This is a genomic window from Vibrio profundi (assembly GCF_005281835.1).
GTDB classification, from domain to species: domain Bacteria; phylum Pseudomonadota; class Gammaproteobacteria; order Enterobacterales; family Vibrionaceae; genus Vibrio; species Vibrio profundi.
This window is the reverse complement of sequence record NZ_RZIS01000003.1, coordinates 404599-424974: the sequence shown is the minus strand read 5'-3', so window position 1 is coordinate 424974 and position 20376 is coordinate 404599. Positions and strand designations below refer to the sequence as shown.

The 20376-nt window shown below is 43.1% G+C and carries 18 protein-coding genes; 8 read left to right on the top strand and 10 right to left on the bottom strand.

Going from position 1 to position 20376, the window contains the following annotated elements; all coding sequences use genetic code 11:
* Positions 1-4: 4 nt before the first annotated feature.
* Positions 5-604: a porin family protein gene (locus ELZ11_RS10700; protein ID WP_137357393.1), complete on the bottom strand. Its 600-nt coding sequence runs from the start codon at positions 602-604 to the stop codon at positions 5-7.
* 334 nt (positions 605-938) lie between these two features.
* Between ELZ11_RS10700 and ELZ11_RS10695 the strand changes: the two genes are divergently transcribed.
* The gene (locus ELZ11_RS10695) at positions 939-1823 is read left to right on the top strand and encodes a winged helix-turn-helix domain-containing protein (RefSeq protein WP_167494663.1); all 885 of its coding nucleotides are present in this window, start codon (positions 939-941) and stop codon (positions 1821-1823) included.
* Positions 1824-1889: 66 nt separating this feature from the next.
* Here ELZ11_RS10695 and ELZ11_RS10690 read toward each other — a convergent pair whose 3' ends face one another.
* Positions 1890-2210 carry a carboxymuconolactone decarboxylase family protein gene (locus ELZ11_RS10690; protein WP_137357391.1) on the bottom strand — a complete coding sequence of 107 codons (321 nt, stop codon included), beginning with the start codon at positions 2208-2210 and terminating at the stop codon, positions 1890-1892.
* A gap of 164 nt (positions 2211-2374) precedes the next feature.
* Here ELZ11_RS10690 and ELZ11_RS10685 point away from each other — a divergent pair, with 164 nt between their 5' ends.
* On the top strand, positions 2375-3268 hold the full coding sequence (locus tag ELZ11_RS10685) for a LysR family transcriptional regulator (protein ID WP_137357390.1): 894 nt from the start codon (positions 2375-2377) through the stop codon (positions 3266-3268).
* A 121-nt stretch (positions 3269-3389) separates the two neighbouring features.
* Here the strand turns inward: ELZ11_RS10685 and ELZ11_RS10680 are convergent, their stop codons facing one another.
* The 7 genes from ELZ11_RS10680 to ELZ11_RS10645 form a co-directional block, all read right to left on the bottom strand.
* Positions 3390-6029 (bottom strand): cellulose-binding domain-containing protein, encoded by a 2640-nt coding sequence (locus tag ELZ11_RS10680; RefSeq protein WP_137357389.1) that lies wholly within the window; start codon positions 6027-6029, stop codon positions 3390-3392.
* Positions 6030-6783: 754 nt separating this feature from the next.
* Complete coding sequence (locus ELZ11_RS10675; protein ID WP_137357388.1) at positions 6784-7146, bottom strand: MmcQ/YjbR family DNA-binding protein; 363 nt, start codon at positions 7144-7146, stop codon at positions 6784-6786.
* 24 nt (positions 7147-7170) lie between these two features.
* The gene (locus tag ELZ11_RS10670) at positions 7171-7572 is read right to left on the bottom strand and encodes a GFA family protein (protein ID WP_137357387.1); all 402 of its coding nucleotides are present in this window, start codon (positions 7570-7572) and stop codon (positions 7171-7173) included.
* A gap of 25 nt (positions 7573-7597) precedes the next feature.
* Complete coding sequence (locus tag ELZ11_RS10665) at positions 7598-7915, bottom strand: heavy metal-binding domain-containing protein (RefSeq protein WP_137357386.1); 318 nt, start codon at positions 7913-7915, stop codon at positions 7598-7600.
* 84 nt (positions 7916-7999) lie between these two features.
* Positions 8000-8599: a LysE/ArgO family amino acid transporter gene (locus ELZ11_RS10660; protein ID WP_137357385.1), complete on the bottom strand. Its 600-nt coding sequence runs from the start codon at positions 8597-8599 to the stop codon at positions 8000-8002.
* Between the two features lie 108 nt (positions 8600-8707).
* Complete coding sequence (locus ELZ11_RS10655) at positions 8708-9334, bottom strand: LysE family translocator (RefSeq protein ID WP_137357384.1); 627 nt, start codon at positions 9332-9334, stop codon at positions 8708-8710.
* A gap of 234 nt (positions 9335-9568) precedes the next feature.
* Positions 9569-10999, bottom strand: coding sequence for a discoidin domain-containing protein (locus tag ELZ11_RS10645; RefSeq protein ID WP_208746704.1), 1431 nt, complete (start codon positions 10997-10999; stop codon positions 9569-9571).
* Between the two features lie 588 nt (positions 11000-11587).
* Between ELZ11_RS10645 and rbsD the strand changes: the two genes are divergently transcribed.
* The 6 genes from rbsD (at position 11588) to ELZ11_RS10615 (ending at position 17665) form a co-directional block, all read left to right on the top strand.
* A complete protein-coding gene (rbsD, locus tag ELZ11_RS10640; RefSeq protein ID WP_137357383.1) occupies positions 11588-12007 on the top strand; it encodes a D-ribose pyranase in 420 nt (139 codons plus the stop codon).
* Positions 12008-12046: 39 nt separating this feature from the next.
* Positions 12047-13552 (top strand): ribose ABC transporter ATP-binding protein RbsA, encoded by a 1506-nt coding sequence (rbsA, locus tag ELZ11_RS10635; protein ID WP_137357382.1) that lies wholly within the window; start codon positions 12047-12049, stop codon positions 13550-13552.
* The gene (rbsC, locus tag ELZ11_RS10630; RefSeq protein WP_374939814.1) at positions 13549-14544 is read left to right on the top strand and encodes a ribose ABC transporter permease; all 996 of its coding nucleotides are present in this window, start codon (positions 13549-13551) and stop codon (positions 14542-14544) included. The genes rbsA and rbsC overlap by 4 nt, the downstream gene beginning before the upstream one ends.
* Before the next feature lie 115 nt (positions 14545-14659).
* Entirely contained in the window at positions 14660-15538 is an 879-nt protein-coding gene (rbsB, locus tag ELZ11_RS10625) for a ribose ABC transporter substrate-binding protein RbsB (protein WP_137357381.1), read from the top strand.
* Between the two features lie 127 nt (positions 15539-15665).
* Positions 15666-16592 carry a ribokinase gene (rbsK, locus tag ELZ11_RS10620; protein WP_137357380.1) on the top strand — a complete coding sequence of 309 codons (927 nt, stop codon included), beginning with the start codon at positions 15666-15668 and terminating at the stop codon, positions 16590-16592.
* Between the two features lie 71 nt (positions 16593-16663).
* Entirely contained in the window at positions 16664-17665 is a 1002-nt protein-coding gene (locus ELZ11_RS10615) for a substrate-binding domain-containing protein (protein WP_137357379.1), read from the top strand.
* A gap of 93 nt (positions 17666-17758) precedes the next feature.
* Here ELZ11_RS10615 and ELZ11_RS10610 read toward each other — a convergent pair whose 3' ends face one another.
* Positions 17759-20296, bottom strand: coding sequence for a molybdopterin oxidoreductase family protein (locus tag ELZ11_RS10610; protein ID WP_244291644.1), 2538 nt, complete (start codon positions 20294-20296; stop codon positions 17759-17761).
* Positions 20297-20376 lie beyond the last annotated feature (80 nt).

Here is a 20376-nt window from a genome sequence, read left to right as displayed (position 1 = left end):
GAGCTTAGAAACGGTACGCTACTGCCGCGTAGAACGAATCAATCACGATGTCTTTATCGCTATCGTAAACAGATGCAGATTCAATCGTAAATGCATCGGCTTCATAACCCAGTTTAAAGCTAACGTTGCCGATTGAAGCTGGCGTGTACTCAACACCAAAGCCAAGACGCACGCCTTCACCGCTATCATCTTGAAGCATAGGTAGGGACTGGTCTAGATCAATGGACGCTAAGCCGATGATACCAAATGGACGCACACCATTTTCAAATGTGTAACCTAGGTTGGCACTAACTGAAAACGCAGTTGGAGACCAAGTGTATGTAGATTGATTCAATGCGTTTTTCGCAACAATATCGCCGTAGTTTGTATACTGCGCTTCAATCGCAACGATACGGTTAAACTGATATCCAGCGATCACCTTGAATGTTGAATCTTCGGCTTTAACAGTAATTGGAGCAAGAGTACCGCTATAAAGACCACCGTCATCGATACCGGTTGTACCGATCGCGCCACCTAAGTAGAAACCTTCTACTTCATTTGCAAATGTGTTTGTCGCAACAAAAGATGATGCAACTACCGCTGCCATTAGCATTGTTTTTTTCATTATTTCCTTCCAATTCGGAACCACTTCGAGTTGCCGACAAGATAGAAGTAAAAAAATCAAAAAAACACACAACAATATAATCGCTTTATAATTTATAAAGTAGTTCTCTCACAAACACCAACTAAGTCACTGTTTTTAAATAAAATAAAAACCAACCACAATTCCATTATGCATCAACCTTTCAATAGTAAATGCAACAATAGTTCGCTATGTCGTGAAATGTAACGCTTCGTCTTACAATGCCTTACAACCCTCAACGCTAATATATGGAAAATAGCCACCAGCAGAAATAACCCACTTTGATTGAAAGCTAATCAGATTTAGATAAATGCCCATGAACCGTACTCTCCAACTCGCAAATCTAACCATTAACCTTCAAGACCGAGACATCGCCAACTCAAACGGTAATTGCATCTCGCTCAGGCCACTTTCTTTTAAAGTATTGAGTTTACTGATTAGTAACGTTGGACATTGCATTAGCCGGGATGAATTCTTTAAACAATGCTGGAACGGCGCTATTGTTACTGATCAAGCGCTAACCAATGTTATTTCAAACATTCGCAATGTATTTCTTCGGTTAAAAGCTCAAGGAATACAATTAATTACCATCAGTAAGATTGGTTACAAACTGTGCATTGAGCCTTCAGAAAACTCAGCCAATGCAGACAGCGTTGATACTTATAATGTTAAAGAAACCGATCTCGACGACGCTAACACTCGTTTAGCAAAGGAAGGCAACACGACACAACAAGTATTCAAAGTTTTACCGCACTTATTCCCAAGTAGTGCTTCGCTTACGTTAGTCAGCACCAAGTCCATTTTCGTCTCAATATTCGGACTCTTGATTGCCCTATGTTTACTCGCGATGGATGCTTATACAAAGTCAGACTCGTCCAATAAGCTCAATAGCGCAACGCAGTATCGAAAGTACAACAATATAAATCAAACCTTATATATCGACGATAACTCTAGCTCTCTTCAAGTGTTAACAACTATAGAAAAAAGCTTAAGCTTGAACCAAATCGACTCAAGCTTATGTCAAACCTCATTGCTGTTTCGTTTTAATGATAGTGACGCAAACAAACTCACCATGAATGCGATCATATTCAATGACCGCACTGATGAAAGTATCAGGCTTTCCAAAATTCCCCTTGAGGGTTTCGACCCTATACCATCGATTAACAAGGTGATCCACGAAGCAAATTCACTTTGCTCTTAATCTGGCAAAACTAAGAACCGCTAGCCGTAAGTTGAGTGCACTTTATCCTTGTGGCTAGCTCACGCATTAGGCCAGTTTTCCGACTCTGTTAAATGAGTTAACTAGAATCGCATATTCAATGAGTGCGATGTCGTAATGATCTCGTGCAACAGGTTCGCACTTAACAACCCCCTGTACGATTGCCGCCATTTTTCCATGTTCAAGCTTCTCTAACTCTAATTCAGAGAATTGCGCCAACTCTCTTGTGTGCATTTGTATACAGTAACTACAGCCATTAAGTTTAGACACTTCTAGTGCCACGTAAGCGGCTTCAGCTTGGTTAGAGCAAGCTGAAAGTAACTCACCATAGATTTCGCCAAACTTGTTTTGAATATTAGATAGTCGCATAAATCACTCCGGTTAATGAAAAACATATTCCGCTAACTTTGATTAGCTGAAGCCGAGAGCCGACTTCATTCCAATCTGCTAGTCGATGAGGAAACTATAGCTCGACACTTTTATAACTTAAATGCTACTTTTTCTATAACACTAATAGCCATATAGATATAAGTATGAGCGAACCATCGATTTATGAACTTGAAATTTTTGTAGCTGTTGCCGAAACCAAAAGCTTTAGTTCCGCCGCGAACCTTAAAGACATCACTCAACCGGTTGTCAGTCGAACCATACGAAAGCTAGAAGAAAGGTTTCATGCCTCGCTTTTTAAAAGGACAACGAGAAAAGTACATTTGACCGTTGAGGGAGAATGGCTATTAGAACGAGCTTATTCAATTCTAAAGGAGCATGAAACTATCATGCCCCACTTTCAACATCTTAATCATACGGTCGAAGGCGCAATAACGGTTGACGCAGCGACGCCTTTTTCACTTTATGCGATCGTTCCATTGCTTCGTAAACTTCGAACAATTTACCCCGAGTTAAAAGTGAACCTGATTAACAGTGAAGGACAAACAGAGCTGCTCAACACTAACGTGGATATCGCAATCCGAATTGGCGATCTGCAAGACTCAACAATGCGCGCAAGAAAGCTCGGGGTAACCCATCGTGGGCTTTATGCATCTCCAAAATACATCGCTCAGAACGGATTACCCACTCATTACTCTCACTTTACAGACCATCAGCTGTTGGGCTTTCACCAATTCGAACATTTAAATCGTTGGCCACTAAAAACAGACGAGAATGAAATGTTCATCGTCAATGACGCATCTGTTACCAGTAATAGTGGTGAGTCATTAAAGCAAATGGCATTGAACCATCTAGGTATCGCTTGTCTCTCTCGTTTTACCGTCAAACAAGATATTGGCGCTGGCCGCTTGGTTCCGATAATGGAGAGTGAATGGCAAAATGAAGGAATTCCAATTTACGCCGTGTTTTACACAGGCCAGCACCTCAACCTACGTACCAAAGCATTTTTGGACTTCTTGGTTGAAAATATAACCCTTTGAAAAGTCGTATCAAGACTTCGCTAAATATCCGCTCCCCTTCACAGAGAATAAACGCATAACAAAAAGGCTCCCGATAATCGGGAGCCTTTAATTGTTTATCTCATTGTTTCACGTTATAGCGTTACGGCTTGGTAACACCTAATGTTTTCAAAACAAGATCGAAGTTGTCACGACGTTCTTTCACTGCGTGTACTTCACCACTGATTGGGCAGTGGCTATCAGGACAACCACGGTTTACGATACCTGAGACTGCGTCGATAAACTCAGTTCCTTGTAAGCCGCCATCTACATACTTCTTCAATTCAGTGTGGTAATTCCAATGTGCGTATGGACCACCTTCATCGTTGTATGTCTGTACGGATGATACCCAATAGAATAAACCAGCAATCCACTTAATTTCTCTATTCTCTTCTGAGCTACAAATTAGCCCTGGGTTTGAACAGAAATCTAAGTCAGCATAAAGTGGGTTCGCAGGAGGCGCTTCCACAACCGTGCCATTCACCGTTGTTCCGATAGTTTCTGGGTTCACATGTGAGCGGCCCATAAAGTGGTTCAACGTACCAAAGTTTTGACGACCTGTGGTTTGAATAACACCACGGCCCCACCAGCCACAGCCTTGTACCGTGCCTGTTGTATCGCTACCATCCCAGATGAATTTACCTGCTTTTTGACCTTCGTAGATTTTACACTCACCACGCTCCCAAACTTGTTTAGACGTATCAACACTTGTCGGAACTTCCATACAGTGGCCATCATTGGTCCAGCGGCCAACATTACCGTTTACCAACAAACCTTTTTCAGCGAGTACTGAGTCAGGTGCAGCAAAGATAGGAGCTGGTGCGCCATACCATTTCGCATTTGTTAATGCGCTCACTTCCATTTTCGGGTCGCGAGGACAAGAGTATGGGTGATCAACACCTGTATTAGGATCCATGCCGTAATCCGCGTATTTCTGACCTAATTGACCACAACTAGCTGTCATTGGATAGTTAACAGGCGCTCCGTATCGAACTTCAGACCAGTTGTTCTCATCACAAGCGTTGTAGCGAATGGTTTCTTGCATACTTTGAGATAAGAAAGCTGCGATAGCGACTTTCGCGTAAAGCGTGTTTGTAGCATCGTCTGCAGTCTCATCCAGAAGCCAGAACGTATTGCCAGCTACCCCTACGTTATGCATCGAGTTCAAGCCAGCTAGGAAGTCCGCCCATTTATATACAGTCGATGGTGCCCATTGCGATTGAGCGACTTCATATAGGAAGGCTTGGTTGTTCATTGCGTTTTCAGCGCTTGCTAACTCAGAGTTTAATGATGTGATACGAGTTAGAGGGCCATTTTGCACACTTTCTCCAACATAATACAAAGGAACCGTTTCAGTCTGGTAACGAGCGATTTTAGCATTTAGATCTGCACTATCCGAATCAAACAAAATAGCGAAGATATTGCTATGCGCTGCTTTTCTGATATGACGGTCACCTGAAGTATTACCTAAGAAGTAGCTAGCCGCTTGAGAAGTTGGAACCGAAGACAATAGAGCCGGAGTTTTAATATGGTCAGAAACCTGTTTAACGTATTCTAGCGCGTAGTGCCATTGCTCTTCAGTAAGTGCTGTCGTTGTTGCGGACTTAGTGAATGCAACAAAGTCAGCTTTATTAGCAGCACCGGCTTTGTACAGCTCGAACGTCGACAGTAGGTCTGAAGATGCACCGGAAGCTGCATTCCAAACCGCTCGCTTACCTGAATGAGTATTGTAAGCAAAGTCACCAATGCTTAGTGCCCAACCAAAGGTTGCCTGTGGAGCTAAATTCGAAATGACTAGGTTATGCGCTTGTGCCCAGCCTTTAACATCATCAGTAAGGCTATTGATAGTAGCTGTATCGAATTGACTATGTGTTCCCGTTGAGTCGACTGCAGCAGTTAGCGCTTGCTTAACAGCAACTGTACCTAATGCAGCGCCTTTATCGGCTGTCGCCACATCCAATACATCACTATTTAAAATGATAGAAGTAGAACCCGCTACGTCAGCCGCTTGGATCAAAGCGACAAATGCAGCGGTAAGTTTAGTAACGTCCGCAAGATCTTGGCTATTCAACGCATTAACAGTAACAGTTGAAGGTGCATCTAAACTAGCAGGGCTTGCTACAACAAAGTTGCTTGGCCATCCATTAACTTCTAAACGTACTGGGTCTAATGGGTTTGGTAATGAAAGTGCGGTTGTTCCGCCTCCAGAAGAGGAATTGTCACAGTCTAGGTGATGCCCCCAACTGCTATCGCTTCCCGGAATGGATGATGTCCACCAGTTCGCTTTGTAAGCAACATTATCGTTAACCATAATATCGCCGCCTGTTGCATGGTCACCTTGCGTCCAATTCGGGTAAACATTGAACTCGGCACATGCACCAATACCTGGGGTTGGGTCTGGTGTTGGATCCGGTGTCGGGTCTGGATCTGGTGTCGGTGTTGGGTCCGGATCTGGCGTAGGATCTGGGTCCGGCGTTGGGTCTGGATCTGGGGTCGGATCAGGGTCTGGTGTTGGAGTTGTACCACTAACGAGTTTCCATGGAGAATCCCATTCATTCGCATAGCTATCTGTAGGACTTTGCCCTGCGTTTACCCACCACTTTGCTTCATAAGTATTACCATCTACCGTTACTTGAGTACCGCCAGAATAAGTCTTAGTTGAATCGTATGGTTCGGCCGCGAATAAGTGGCCACTTAAAACAATACAAGCCAATGAGGCTGCTATTTTGTTCATCCTAAACATAATTTTACCTTTCAGTTAATTATCGTGATGTCCTGTTTCACATTTTAATAAGGGTTAGACAGTTAATGTTTTTATAAATTATCATCTAAAAATAAGTTAGCAGCTATAACGAAGCTTTATCTTATAAATTACTTTCAAAAATAATTTTATGCGGCTAACATCACGAAGTTTTAAGCAACTGAGTTTAGTTTGTAATCGAATAAAAATAAGGCAATCGATTACAACCATAGTGAACAAAATACAATTAGCTCGTACGTTTAAGGATAATTAAAAGGTTCCTGAAAGAGAGGTAGAGCACGTAGAAACTCGGGACTGGCAATGTAAGCAACTGATACATATCAGTTAATTAATATTTCCACATTAAGCCTGTTCTGAAGCTCGCTATATAAAACAATTCCAAGCCGAAATAACCACCATCTCATTTTAGAATTTGAGATATTACTTCACCCTATAAATAAGACCTTTCATATACTCATTTATAATAATGTGACATCTGCCGATATTATGAAAACAAACAAGTCACATCAGCATAATTACATTGAGCCATTAGTGACATTTTGATAAACAGCGAATCGGTTGAAATATATATTTTGGCAGAGATCACAAATTGATTTTCATCAATTAATGAATTGCATTTAAAAACAAAAGAGACTTACTTTTTATCACTATACGTCGACACGCCCTCTAACCGTGAAGTTTAATGATTAGTTTAAATAAAATTCGAGACAAAGCAGCGACACTGGTTTCTGCGTCGCTATTGGTTGAGGCCTAGTTCTTTTTGTTTGGCTTTAGACAAGTTCAGAGAGGCCAAACGATGAGATTCTACCAAGTAATACTCTAACTCCTCATCGAGCGAGCTTGACGTGTCTACTTGTTGTATCCATTTCATACCACGATTAGCAAAATAAGGCGCTGGGCGATACCCCTCATTGTTACTCAAAAAATCAAAATTTAATGTCGAGGTCTTAAAAGTATAGGCGGGCTCGTCATCAGGCCCCCAGCCTCCTATCGCAAACACTTTGCCACCGACTTTCCATACATGAGCACCTCCCCACTGAACGACATAAGACGTGGCAGTTAAACGGGCACAAAACTCATTAAATTTCTCGTAATCCATGACGAAACCCTATTTGCAAAACCGTTATTCAGGAAATGCATCAAACTGTTTTGCTTCAATTCCATGTTCGTACCAACTGGCTTTTTCCGAACAAAAGATATTGTCCTGTGGAAGTAAGTTTGGCGTACCATCTAAACTACCAGCAGGAACAACCATTAATTTACCTGACGCCGTCAAATACGGAACCCCACAGCCACATTCGGTACAGAACGCTTTGGATATCGCTCGTCCAGGAACGTCAAAGCGTTTCACAAGTTCTTGCCCTGTTAACCAAACGACATAATCAGGCGATGTAAAAAGATTCGACGCATGTGCCGAACCCGTTGTTTTTTGACATTGTTTGCAGTGGCATAAGTGGAAGTACTTAAAAGTATTCTTAGACTCAAAAGTAACCTGCCCGCATAAACAACTTCCTGCTATCGTCATCGTATCGTCCTTGATATCCCAATTTCTATTTCTTCAATTTAACCGCTGTGCCAAACGCCATTATTTCCGATGCTCCATCAGTGACTGCACTGGTAGTAAAACGTATACCGACAATTGCATCCGCACCTAAATCTTGAGCGTCTTTAACCAACCTTTCTATTGCAATATCACGCGCTTCACTCATCATTTCAGTATATCCCGCTAGTTCACCACCAACGATGCTTTTTAAACCAGCCATAATATCTCGACCAACGTGTTTCGATTGAACAACGTTTCCCGTCACCACTCCAACCACAGAATCAATATCCTTACCAGGAACAGTATCGGTAGTAGTAAAAATCATAGTATCCAACCCTTATTTAACAATGTATTTAGTGTCTGACTCGCCAAATAAACGCGGGTTAAAACCGCGTTACATTTTATGCTCTCAAACTAATATTAATGAGACTGCAATGCTTAACATCATGACCCCAACCAGCAGCTCTAAGATTTTCCAAGCCTTAGGTTTCGCAAATATAGGTGCAAGTACGCGGGCTCCGTAACCCAAGCTAAAAAAGAAAACAAATGACCCGAACACAGCGCCAATACCAAACTTCCAATGTTCCGGCTGATATTGGGTGGAAATAGAACCCAATAACACTACGGTATCTAAGTAGACATGAGGGTTCAGCCAAGTAAATGCAAGACAAGTTGAGATGACTTTAACTATTGAGTTTTGTGATTCTGCATTTGCTCTCAATGCGTGATCAGTAGTAATCGCTGAGCGGAAACTAAGTAGCGCGTAGGCCGTTAAAAATAACGCACCGCCATAGCGTGCCGTCACTTCAATGATTGGAAATGTTTGAACGATCGATCCAAACCCTGCAACACCAAATGAAATTAAAATCGCATCTGATAGAGCACAAACAAAACAGACTAAAAATACGTGCTGTTTCTTCAACCCTTGTTTGAGTACAAAAGCATTTTGCGAACCGATCGCAAGTATTAAAGATAAACCTAGTGAAAAGCCTGCGATGTATGTCGACATCAATATGTACGCCCTGCTAACTTTTATAAACCCTTTACCAATCTATCATTAGTAGATAGGGTTATATAGCAATAACGGATTGTAAGCTATTGCTATATAAGATAATGCTTATCGCTGTTTCATAAACGCAACAGCTAATCCAGACGATACAAATGTGACTCCAGCGCCAATATTCAGTCCAGAAACAAGCTTAGGTTTACTGCGTAACCATCCAGCTAGCTTTGAAGAAAAAACTCCCATCAAACTAAACCCAATCGCTGTGAGTAAAGCGAACCATGCGCCATATCCGACCATTTGAGTTGTCACTGAGCCTAGTTGAGGGTTTACAAACTGCGGAACAAACGCGAGTACAAACATTCCCGGTTTAGGGTTAAGCGCTGCTGATAAAAAGCCCGTCGTGAATATTGTTTTCAATGATTGCTTCTTAGCAGGCTCTAATGAAAACAAATTTTTTGAGCGTAGCACTTTAATGCCTAACCAAATTAGATAAGCTGCCCCGACAAACTTCACAACATAAAACGCCATTTCTGATGTTTGAATGAGCAAAGTAAGCCCGAAGGTCGCCGCTAACACATGAAAGATGATTCCCATTCCAGATGACGCCCCTGAAACGACTGCGGCCAATTTACCTTGGCTTAATCCTCGACCTATGGCCAATAAGTTATCGGGGCCGGGTGAAATCACCAATAGCAAACAAGCTAAGGTATAAGTTACAACAACTTCGATGGGAAACATGATCAATCCTTGAATGTTATGAATTATCTTTCACTGTAATTCTATAGATATTACAAATGCAACCATCATTTATAACAAAGCTACCTTTATTCCCACACGAACCAATAACCCGTACCTGGTGCTGCCTCCCTCAAATACAAATTAGGCAGCGCCAGATATCAACATTTCCAAAGTTAAACATATGACGTGCCTATTCCGTGTTATCCACTATAAACCTAGATTACAGCTCATTTTCTAAGGTTTAATTTGTGAGGCGTTCAACCCATCAAGCTCAATAGTGGCGCGACCACCTGTAGCATTCCAAAAGTTTCGGCTCACAACTTCACCATTGTTGTAGGTTTTATGATTACCATCCGATCTCATGAAGTTGTAAACATTAGCCGCGAACCTATGCTCCATACTTCTACTCAACGGCTTTCCTTCTTCTGTAAGTAATACAACCAAGCCTTTGAAAGACGTTTGAGCCTGCCCTAAAGCTGGATTGCGAACTGCGAATTGCGGATCTTCGCTCCACGTGTCGTACACAATTTTGCTGTCTAAATCCCACAGGTCTGAGTCATCACTATATGGGTTTCCAATCAAGCCCATTAAATACAGTTCTATCGGAGCGAATACACTCGCGTTTCTCAATACACCATTAACATAGTCCCAATGACCATAAGAGGTTTGATCTACGATCCAATTCCCCCAACGATGAAATAGTTCGTGAAGGGAAGCATCTAAGTGGAGCGCTTTCATGACACCCGCTTCATTCATAGAACCATATAATCCAAATACCCCTTGTAACTTTCCTGCCGTCCCAAATGCTTGGCTATTATCAAACTGGTGTAACCCAACCCCCTGTGTATCGTTCTTAACAAAAGCAAATTCACCAAAAGGCATGATTTGAGGGCGCGTTTTGTTGTTCATAATGTAGATAATGAAATCAAAGTCATCACTGAATTTCGCCATTATTTCTTTAGTCAGTTCTTTAGCATGATCACTTACATTAATACTCGTACTATTCCATAGGTGGTATTCATCAGGTGTAAGCTTAATAGTGAGATAATCATCGGAATCACTGATCACCATTCTGCTGTCGTCCGGTTTTGGGATGTCTCCCCCATCATTGGTTTGCACCATCAACTTAGCTTCTGTTATGGCAATCGGTTTAACATTGCTTGGAAAGAAGAAACGATAAAACAGATATGAACCTTGGTTTTCTTTATTCACATCGAATGTTTTGGTCTCACGGGAATCAAATTCCATGTTCACTCGCTCATCGAGTGTTTTCCAAGTTTCCCCATCGACACTTCCTTGCAGAATCCAGTGTTCCGGGTGCATGTCACTATTTTCGCCTTGAATCGAATAGCGCGTGACTACTTCTGGTTTATCCAAACTTTGCATTAACCACTCATTGACTTGATGCTCTGGGCGCCAATACGTATTCAAATCGTGGTCTTGAGAATGTTCATGATGGATGTTGTCGAACGCGAACTCTGCCATTTCAGGGTACGGTTTAAAGCTGTCTGTATATAGCCAAGCATAACTGCTTGCTGAAGCCCCTTCTTGACTGGAGACAACGCCATAATTCACGTTACCTTCTGATGAAATTGCTAATGAAGACATACCTAATGCCAACATTGCTAATGTTAGTTTTGATTTATTGCCTAGCCGTGTATTCATATTATTGCTCTCATTTGTAATAGACAGAACAAAGAATGCATTCGTATTCATAACCATTCAATTTGATAATATGAATTTGCATAGAATGATTCCAAATATCAATCAATCTCACTAAAGAACATTGGCACGGCTCAATATTACGTATAAAACACGATTCATAAATTTGACACTAACCTATTGTTAAATATAGAACTTACTGGCAATGAATTTGGGATAGAAGTCAATATTTGATCAGAACCTTTCACTCAACCAAATCACATAAAACGGAATATCTACACCCCCTTAGATCCTGACGTTTAAGCAACAAATAATAACGTTCATTTTTATGCTCGGTTCCCCTGCTTTGTTTCACATGTAGTCTTGACCGAGCCTATTAAATCAGGCTCATATTTGTTCAATATGGCTTTTTTAGTGACAAAGATCACCAAAAAACAGCCCATCGAAACGTTTCGATGATCGTAGTCACACTCTTTTACATCTAACTGTGCAATTCATAAATAACTCACTATTATCACTATCGAAACGTTTCGATGGCTTTTCTTGAGCTTTTTCTCATCCCATCAAACGATATTAGTAATAGGTAGTGTTATGAAAAAAAGTACTCTAATAAATTCCGATCTCTCTTATTTAGTGGCTACGTTAGGCCATACCGATGAGATCACTATCTGTGACGCAGGACTGCCAATTCCTGACCATGTACGTCGTATTGACCTAGCGCTGACTCATGGCGTTCCAAGCTTTCAACAAACCGTAAAAACCATGCTAGACGAGTCTCAAATTGAAGGCGTGGTTATCGCTGAAGAATTCAAATCTGTAAGCCCTGAACACCACAAAGTATTGATCGATCAACTTAAGATGGAACAAGCTCGCAGCGATAAAGAAATCAAGATTACTTATGTCAGCCACGAAGACTTTAAACAGCGTACGAACGATAGTCGTGCTGTTATTCGCACAGGTGAATGCACCCCATACGCGAACGTGATCTTCCAAGCTGGTGTAACTTTTTAGCCCCATTTTATTTATTCTGGCCCCGAGTAAGGAACCTACATGACTCAAGCCATTTTAGAACTTAGCTCTATTGAGAAAGCCTTCCCAGGTGTTAAAGCTTTGGATAAGGCAAGCCTCAATGTTTATCCGGGACGTGTAATGGCGTTGATGGGAGAAAACGGAGCAGGAAAGTCAACTCTGATGAAAGTGCTAACCGGCATTTATCACTTAGACGCTGGTTCGATTGCCTACCAAGGCAAACCGGCCGCTTTTAAAGGCCCTCGTGATTCTCAAGAAGCTGGCATTAGTATCATTCACCAAGAACTTAACTTAATTCCTGAGTTAACCATTGCTGAAAATATCTTCTTAGGCCGCGAAATTACTGGTTCTATGGGGCGTATTCTTTGGAACGAAATGTACCAAGAAGCGGACAAGCTATTAAAGCGCCTTAATGTAAAACACAGTTCGAAAACACCACTTGGTCAGCTAAGTCTTGGTGAACAGCAAATGGTTGAAATCGCCAAAGCACTGTCCTTCGAATCTAAAGTGATCATCATGGATGAACCTACTGATGCGCTAACAGATACGGAAACGGAATCGTTGTTTAAAGTCATCAACGAACTGCGTGATGCAGGCTGCGGCATTGTTTATATCTCTCACCGTTTGAAAGAGATCTTTGAAATTTGTGATGACATCACGGTACTGCGAGACGGCAAATTCATCGGCCAATGCGAAGTCAAAGACATAAACGAAGATGGCCTCATTGAAATGATGGTTGGCCGTAAGCTAGATGAACAATATCCACGTATTGAACAAAGCCATGGCGAAACATGCCTTGAAGTTATTGGCTTAACGGGCTCAGGTGTCCATGACGTTAGCTTTAACTTAAAACGTGGCGAAATCCTTGGTGTGTCAGGTCTTATGGGCGCTGGCCGTACCGAACTGATGAAAGTGATTTATGGTGCCCTACCAAGTGAACGCGGCGTTATTAACCTTGAAAACAAAACCATCAACCCTGTAAGTCCGAAAGATGGCCTATCGAATGGTATTGCTTACATCTCTGAAGATCGTAAAGGTGATGGCTTAGTGTTAGGCCTTTCTGTGAAAGAAAACATGTCACTTTGCTCACTGGATATCTTGACCAAGAACGGTCAATTGCAGCACAGCGACGAAGTGATTGCCGTTGACGACTTTATCAAGCTATTCAACATCAAAACACCAACTCGCGAACAAATCATTGGCAACCTTTCAGGTGGTAACCAGCAAAAAGTTGCTATAGCCAAAGGCTTAATGACGAAACCAAAAGTACTGATTCTTGATGAACCAACCCGTGGTGTCGATGTCGGTGCGAAAAAAGAGATTTACCAACTCATTAATAAGTTCAAAGCCGATGGCATGAGCATCATCTTAGTTTCATCAGAGATGCCAGAAGTTTTAGGAATGAGTGACCGCATCTTAGTGATGCATGAAGGCCGTATCAGCGGTGAATTTGACGCAAAAGAAGCAAACCAAGAATTACTACTGGCGTGTGCGGTCGGTAAAAAGATTAACGAGGACGCAGCATGAGTACCATGAGCAAAACTAAAGACGCGAACAAAGAGTTGGCACCAGCTAAAAAGCCACTAATCAGCAAAGAATGGCTAATTGAACAGAAATCATTGATCGCTTTGATCTTCTTAATTGTTGTTGTGTCTTTCTTAAATCCGAACTTTTTCACAGTCGACAACATTCTGAACATTCTTCGCCAAACCTCGGTTAACGCGATTATCGCAGTGGGTATGACTCTAGTTATCCTAACCGCTGGTATTGATTTAAGTGTTGGCTCAGTCCTAGCACTTTGTGGCGCTTTCGCGGCCAGCTTAATCGCCATGGAAGTCCCTGTACTCGTTGCTGTGCCAACCGCATTAGTTGCGGGTGCTGCTTTGGGTGCGATAAGCGGTATCATTATCGCCAAGGGTAAAGTGCAAGCTTTCATTGCAACCTTAGTAACCATGACTCTACTTCGTGGTGTGACCATGGTTTACACAGACGGTCGTCCAATCTCGACAGGTTTCACAGATACAGCTGACGCTTTCGCTTGGTTTGGTACAGGTTACGCAATGGGTATTCCTGTTCCAGTATGGATCATGGTTGTGGTATTCGCAGCGGTTTGGTACCTACTTAATCACACTCGTTTCGGCCGCTACGTGTACGCACTTGGTGGTAATGAATCTGCAACTCGCCTATCTGGTATCGACGTAGACAAAGTAAAAATCGGTGTGTACGCAATTTGTGGCCTACTTGCTGCTGTTGCAGGCATTATCGTCGCGTCTCGCCTTTCATCTGCGCAGCCGACAGCTGGTATGGGCTATGAGCTAGATGCTATCGCAGCGGTTGTACTTGGTGGTACAAGCTTAGCAGGTGGACGTGGTCGAATCATGGGCACTTTGATAGGCGCGCTTATCATCGGCTTCCTAAACAACGCACTAAACCTATTAGACGTATCTTCTTACTACCAGATGATTGCAAAAGCAGTGGTTATTCTTCTGGCGGTATTGGTAGACAATAAAAATAAATAGCGTTCAAAAGCTTAGCAAAGCTCACTAACGCAAAATCTTACTTAACGTAAACAAGATAACAATTAGAGCTGGGGTTGGAACATCCCTAGCTCACTCTACACAAAGGACTAAAACGATGAAAAAATTAGCAACTTTAATTTCTGCTGCTGTACTTTCAACTTCTGTATCTGTGTCTGCACAGGCGCAAGATACAATGGCTATCGTACTATCAACTCTTAACAACCCTTTCTTTGTAACGATGAAAGACGGTGCAGAAGCGAAAGCAGAAGAGCTAGGCTACAAGCTTATCGTTCTTGATTCTCAAAACGATCCAAGTAAAGAGCTATCAAACATCGAAGATCTTACTATTCGTGGTGTGAAAGCTATCCTAATCAACCCAACTGATTCAGATGCTGTGTCTAATGCAATTCGCATGGCAAACCGCTCAAACATCCCAGTACTTACACTTGACCGTGGCGCAAGCCGTGGCGACGTAGTAAGCCACATTGCTTCTGATAACGTTATCGGTGGTGAAATGGCGGGTCACTTCATCATGGAAAAAGTAGGCGAGAAAGCGAAGGTTATCCAACTTGAAGGTATCGCTGGTACTTCTGCTGCACGTGAGCGTGGCGAAGGTTTCATGAACGCTGTAGACGGCAGCGGCCTAGAGCTACTTGCTAGCCAACCAGCTGATTTCGACCGTACTAAAGGTCTGAACGTAATGGAAAACTTGCTAGCTGCTAACCCAGATGTTCAAGCAGTATTCGCTCAGAATGACGAGATGGCACTTGGTGCACTACGCGCGGTACAAGCTTCAGGTAAAGACGTAATGATCGTTGGCTTTGATGGCACTGAAGACGGTATTGCTGCAGTAAACCGCGGTAAGCTAGCTGCAACTGTTGCACAACAACCTGACATGATTGGTTCTTTAGGTATCGAAATGGCAGACAAAGTACTGAAAGGTCAAACTGTTGATGCTTACGTACCTGTTCCACTGAAAGTAATCTCTCAGTAATTAGGTTCCTGTAATTCCTCAGGGGGTCCCCCTACCCCCTGATTTTTCGAAAGTTCATTGTCGTTATTCATCATAAATGAACAATCACAATGCATTTTCAAATACGATATATCATAAGGCTCGTATCATGACTCAACTGATTGTTTTAGGTAGCGTAAACGCTGACCATGTACTTCAAGTTCCTTCTTTTCCTCGTCCAGGTGAAACTCTCGTTGGTGGTAATTATCAAGTCATTCCTGGTGGTAAGGGCGCAAACCAAGCCGTTGCCGCAGCACGTTTGAATGCAGACATTGGCTTCGTTGCGTGCGTCGGTGACGACCCGTTTGGCATTAATATTCGACAAGATTTCGCCAAAGACGGCATTAACATCGATGGTGTTATCGTGGCTGAAGGTACTCCGACAGGCATCGCGATGATCCAAGTTTCGGCATCTGGCGAAAATAGCATTTGTTTATCGGCAGAGGCCAACGACAAGCTGACAAGCGCACAAATTGAGCCGCATTTAGAGAAAATCCGCAATGCGAAATACCTGCTGACCCAGCTTGAAACACCGATTGAAGGCATCGAATACGCTGCGCGAGTAGCAAAAGACAACAAAACTAACGTCATTCTAAACCCAGCGCCAGCAAGGCCATTGTCTGACGCGCTATTGTCTTGTGTTGATGTCATTACACCAAATGAAACTGAAGCTGAAGTACTGACAGGCATTACCGTGACGGACAACGAATCAGCGCAACAAGCCGCCCATAAATTGCACTTAAAAGGTATTGAAATCGTAATGATTACCTTAGGCGCAAAAGGCGTTTGGTTAAGCCAAAACGGCCGTGGTGAGCTGATTCCTGGTTTCCGCGTGGATGCGACAGACACAACCGCAGCTGGCGACACTTTTAACGGCGCTTTCGTGACTGGTTTAATGGAAGACATGCCTATCGAAGATGCGATCCGATTTGCACACGCCGCAGCGGCTATCTCAGTCACCCGTTTTGGTGCACAAACGTCGATTCCAAATCGTGAAGAAACCGATACATTTTTGGCAAAGCAGCTCTCTAATTAATCAAGCATAAGTGCCTGCTTTCAGGCACAATATCGCGCAACGTGGATTAGGTATCACCACAAGGATTTTATATGGCCACAATGAAAGACATCGCTAAATTGGCAAAGGTTTCGACCTCTACCGTTAGCCACGTGATCAACAAATCACGCTTTGTCAGTGAAGAAATTGCCGAACGCGTCAACAACGCGGCCAAAGAGCTTAATTACGCTCCTTCTGCGCTCGCGCGTAGCTTGAAAATGAAACGAACCAACACCGTGGGTATGTTAGTTACTACATCCACTAACCCATTCTTTGGCGAAGTTGTTAAAGGCGTTGAGCGTCGCTGCTATGAAAAGGGCTATAACCTAATTCTGTGTAATACGGAAGGTGACAGCGAACGTATGAAATCATCCGTCGATACTCTGCTTCAAAAGAGGGTCGATGGCTTAATGCTAATGTGCTCCACGTTGGAAGGCGAGCATTTAGACGTATTTGATCGCTACCCTGAGCTGCCAGTTGTCGTTATGGATTGGGGCCCAATGTTGTTCGCTAGTGATAAAATCCAAGACAATTCGCACCAAGGTGGCTACCTCGCGACTAAACACTTAATTCAACACGGTCATACCCAGATTGGTTGTATTACTGGCCCTCTTCATCGTAATCAAGCTTCTTCTCGTTACGAGGGTTACAAGCAGGCGATGAAGGAAGCAGACATCGAGATCAACCCAAATTGGATTGTTGAATCGAACTTTGAATGCGACGGTGGTTTTGAATCGTATCAAGCGTTAAAAGCCAAAGGTGAATTACCGACTGCCCTATTTGTATGCAATGACATGATGGCGATGGGCGTAATTAATGCGGCATCCGAGGATGGCTTAAACATTCCTAGCGAACTGTCGATTGTCGGATACGATGATATTCACCTATCTAAATACATGACACCGTCACTTACAACGGTCCACCAGCCTAAGCATCGTTTAGGTAAAGCCGCGGTCGATACATTGTTAAGCCGCTTAGAAACACCGGACGCTTACCCTCAGGTTGTCGAATTAGAGCCTACGTTAGTTGAACGAAATAGTGTGCGAGCACTCTAATTTCAAGGCGTTACGTAAAGCTTAAAATAGAAAGGGCAGCATTTTAGCTGCCCTTTCTATTTATGTTTCGCGCACTAAATTTTGACCCTTTTGCTAACCTGTCGACGCCAGTCCCTTCATAAACTCTGATTCAAAATCGTCGCTCAATGGCCTATCAAAATATTCAACCAGCCAATCAACTTTGTCTTGGCTGATTCGTTCACTGACCACAAACGCTTGCCTTAATCCTGAAGAATCAAGCTTAGCAGAACCGTAATTCATAACTTGATCGTTACCATGAAAATTGACCGTTTTTGACGCTTGCTGCACATCACTAGACAAAGTTTCCAACTTATTCGCGAGTGCAATGACCAACTCCATTGGATTTCCTTTCGAACATATACGATATAGAAATCCCCCTTCAACCCTCTGCCTAGCCCAGTAATCAAACTCACCACAGTCTACGATTTTATCGCTGATTAGTGCTGCTTCACTGTGCAGTTCATACGGTTCCACGCAAATAGGCGTATGTTTGAATTCAGGTTGACCCGAAAACGAATCGACATTAGGCGATATTAGATCGCAAGGCTTACTATTTTTAGCAGTGGTTCCATTCCAGTGAATTGGCATAAAAGTTTGCCCCATTTGCATGTCCTCAGACAAGACTAAACGCGCCTGACACTGCCCCTGGTTACTTTTTACCGTCACCACTTGCTGCTTAGTATCATTGGTATCTAACCCTAACGAATCTGCCGTTTTCGGGTGTATCGCAACATAGGGTTCAGGAGTATGGCAGCCTAGATCAGCCGCAAGCCCGGTTCTTGTCATGGTGTGCCATTGGTCTCGAATTCGGCCGGTATTAAGAATGAGAGGATATTCCTTAGAGGCTTTAGCGATGGGCGCTTGATAATCGACCGCAATAAACTGTGCTTTCCCTGAAGAGGTAAAGAATTGGTGTTCGGAAAACATTCGCTGATTCACGACTTTCTGTTGAAGTTCCATTACAGGCCACTGCTGAGGAATAAGCTTACTGTAGCCTTGGTCATCAAGTTTAGTCAGCCCTATCAAACACAAATCTCGCTGCTTACCATCTTCATTGCTAAGTGCTGTCATATGACAATATTCATTAAAGATTTGCCCTTCGTGTAAGTAATCGAATGACTTTTCAAACCCCATTTTCTGCGCTACTTCCTTAATCATCCACCAATCTGGCTTTGCTTCTCCAGGGCTTGGTAAAATGCGGCGTTGCCTTGAAATTCGGCGCTCAGAGTTCGTCACCGTACCGGATTTTTCACTCCAACCTTGAGCAGGTAGCAGTACATCGGCCAAACGAGTTGTCTCGGTGTCTTCAATGCAATCTGAAACGACAACGAATGGACACTTCTCAAGGGCCGATTTTACTTTTTCGCTGTCTGGCAGGCTCACTACAGGGTTCGTCGCCATGATCCACACGGCTTTGATTTTGCCTTCGTTCATTGCATCAAAAAGGTCAACCGCCTTTAATCCTGCCTTCGTCGCTAAAGCATGAGTCCCCCAAAATTCACTGACAAGCTCGTGTGATTGAGCATCGCCAAATTCAAAGTGTGCTGCCAATGTGTTGGCTAACCCACCCACTTCGCGGCCTCCCATTGCGTTAGGCTGCCCTGTCACCGAAAATGGCCCCATGCCTTGTTTGCCAATTCGCCCAGTTGCTAAATGGCAATTGATGATCGCATTTACCTTGTCGCAGCCTTGGCTTGATTGATTAACGCCTTGGGAATAAATCGTAATGACCTTTTCATTATCAGCAAACCACTGATAGAACGTATTAAGTTCATCGCCAGATAAGCCTGTAATATCTTCAACCACCTGCTGTGTGATGGATTGGCTATGGGCGCTATTCAACGCACTTTCAAAGCCCTCAGTATGCTTCTCAATAAACGCTTGATTTAGGTGGCCTTGGCTAGATAGAAATGCCAATAATCCGTTGAACAACGCCACATCAGAGCCTGATTCAACCGCCAAATGTAGATCTGCAATTTCACAAGTGTCTGTTCTACGCGGGTCAACCACCACGACTTTTAAATTTGGGTTCGCTTGCTTAGCTGCTCTCAAACGTTGAAACAAGACAGGGTGGCACCAAGCCAAATTCGAGCCCGTGATGATGACCAGATCAGTATGTTCTAGATCTTCATAGCACACAGGAACGGTATCAGTCCCAAATGCTCTTTTATGTCCAACCACACTGGATGCCATGCACAAGCGAGAATTGCTATCAATGTTCGCGCTGCCGATAAAACCTTTCATCAACTTATTCGCGACGTAATAATCTTCGGTGAGTAATTGCCCTGAAACATAAAAAGCCACTGAATCAGGCCCATACTCATCTATCGCTTGCTTAAACTTATCAGCGACTAATTGAGTCGCCGTTGTCCAATCTATTGGTTCGTGCATCTCATTGGTTTTAAGCTTAGGTTGCGTAAGCCGGCCTATCGGAGCAACCGTTTCGCCCAAAGCAATACCTTTGGTGCACAGCTTTCCGTAGTTCGACGGGTGCGATTTGTCGCCTCGGATTTCCAGTTTTCCAGATAATGTGGGGCGCGCTTCAATACCGCAGCCAACGCCACAATACGCACATGTTGATTTGGTCCATTCTTGATGCGAACTAGTCATTCGTCCCTCGCGTATTTTTCCCTCTTTGTATATTTATCTATAGAGCAATATATACGCCACTTTTCAACAATCAGTTACAT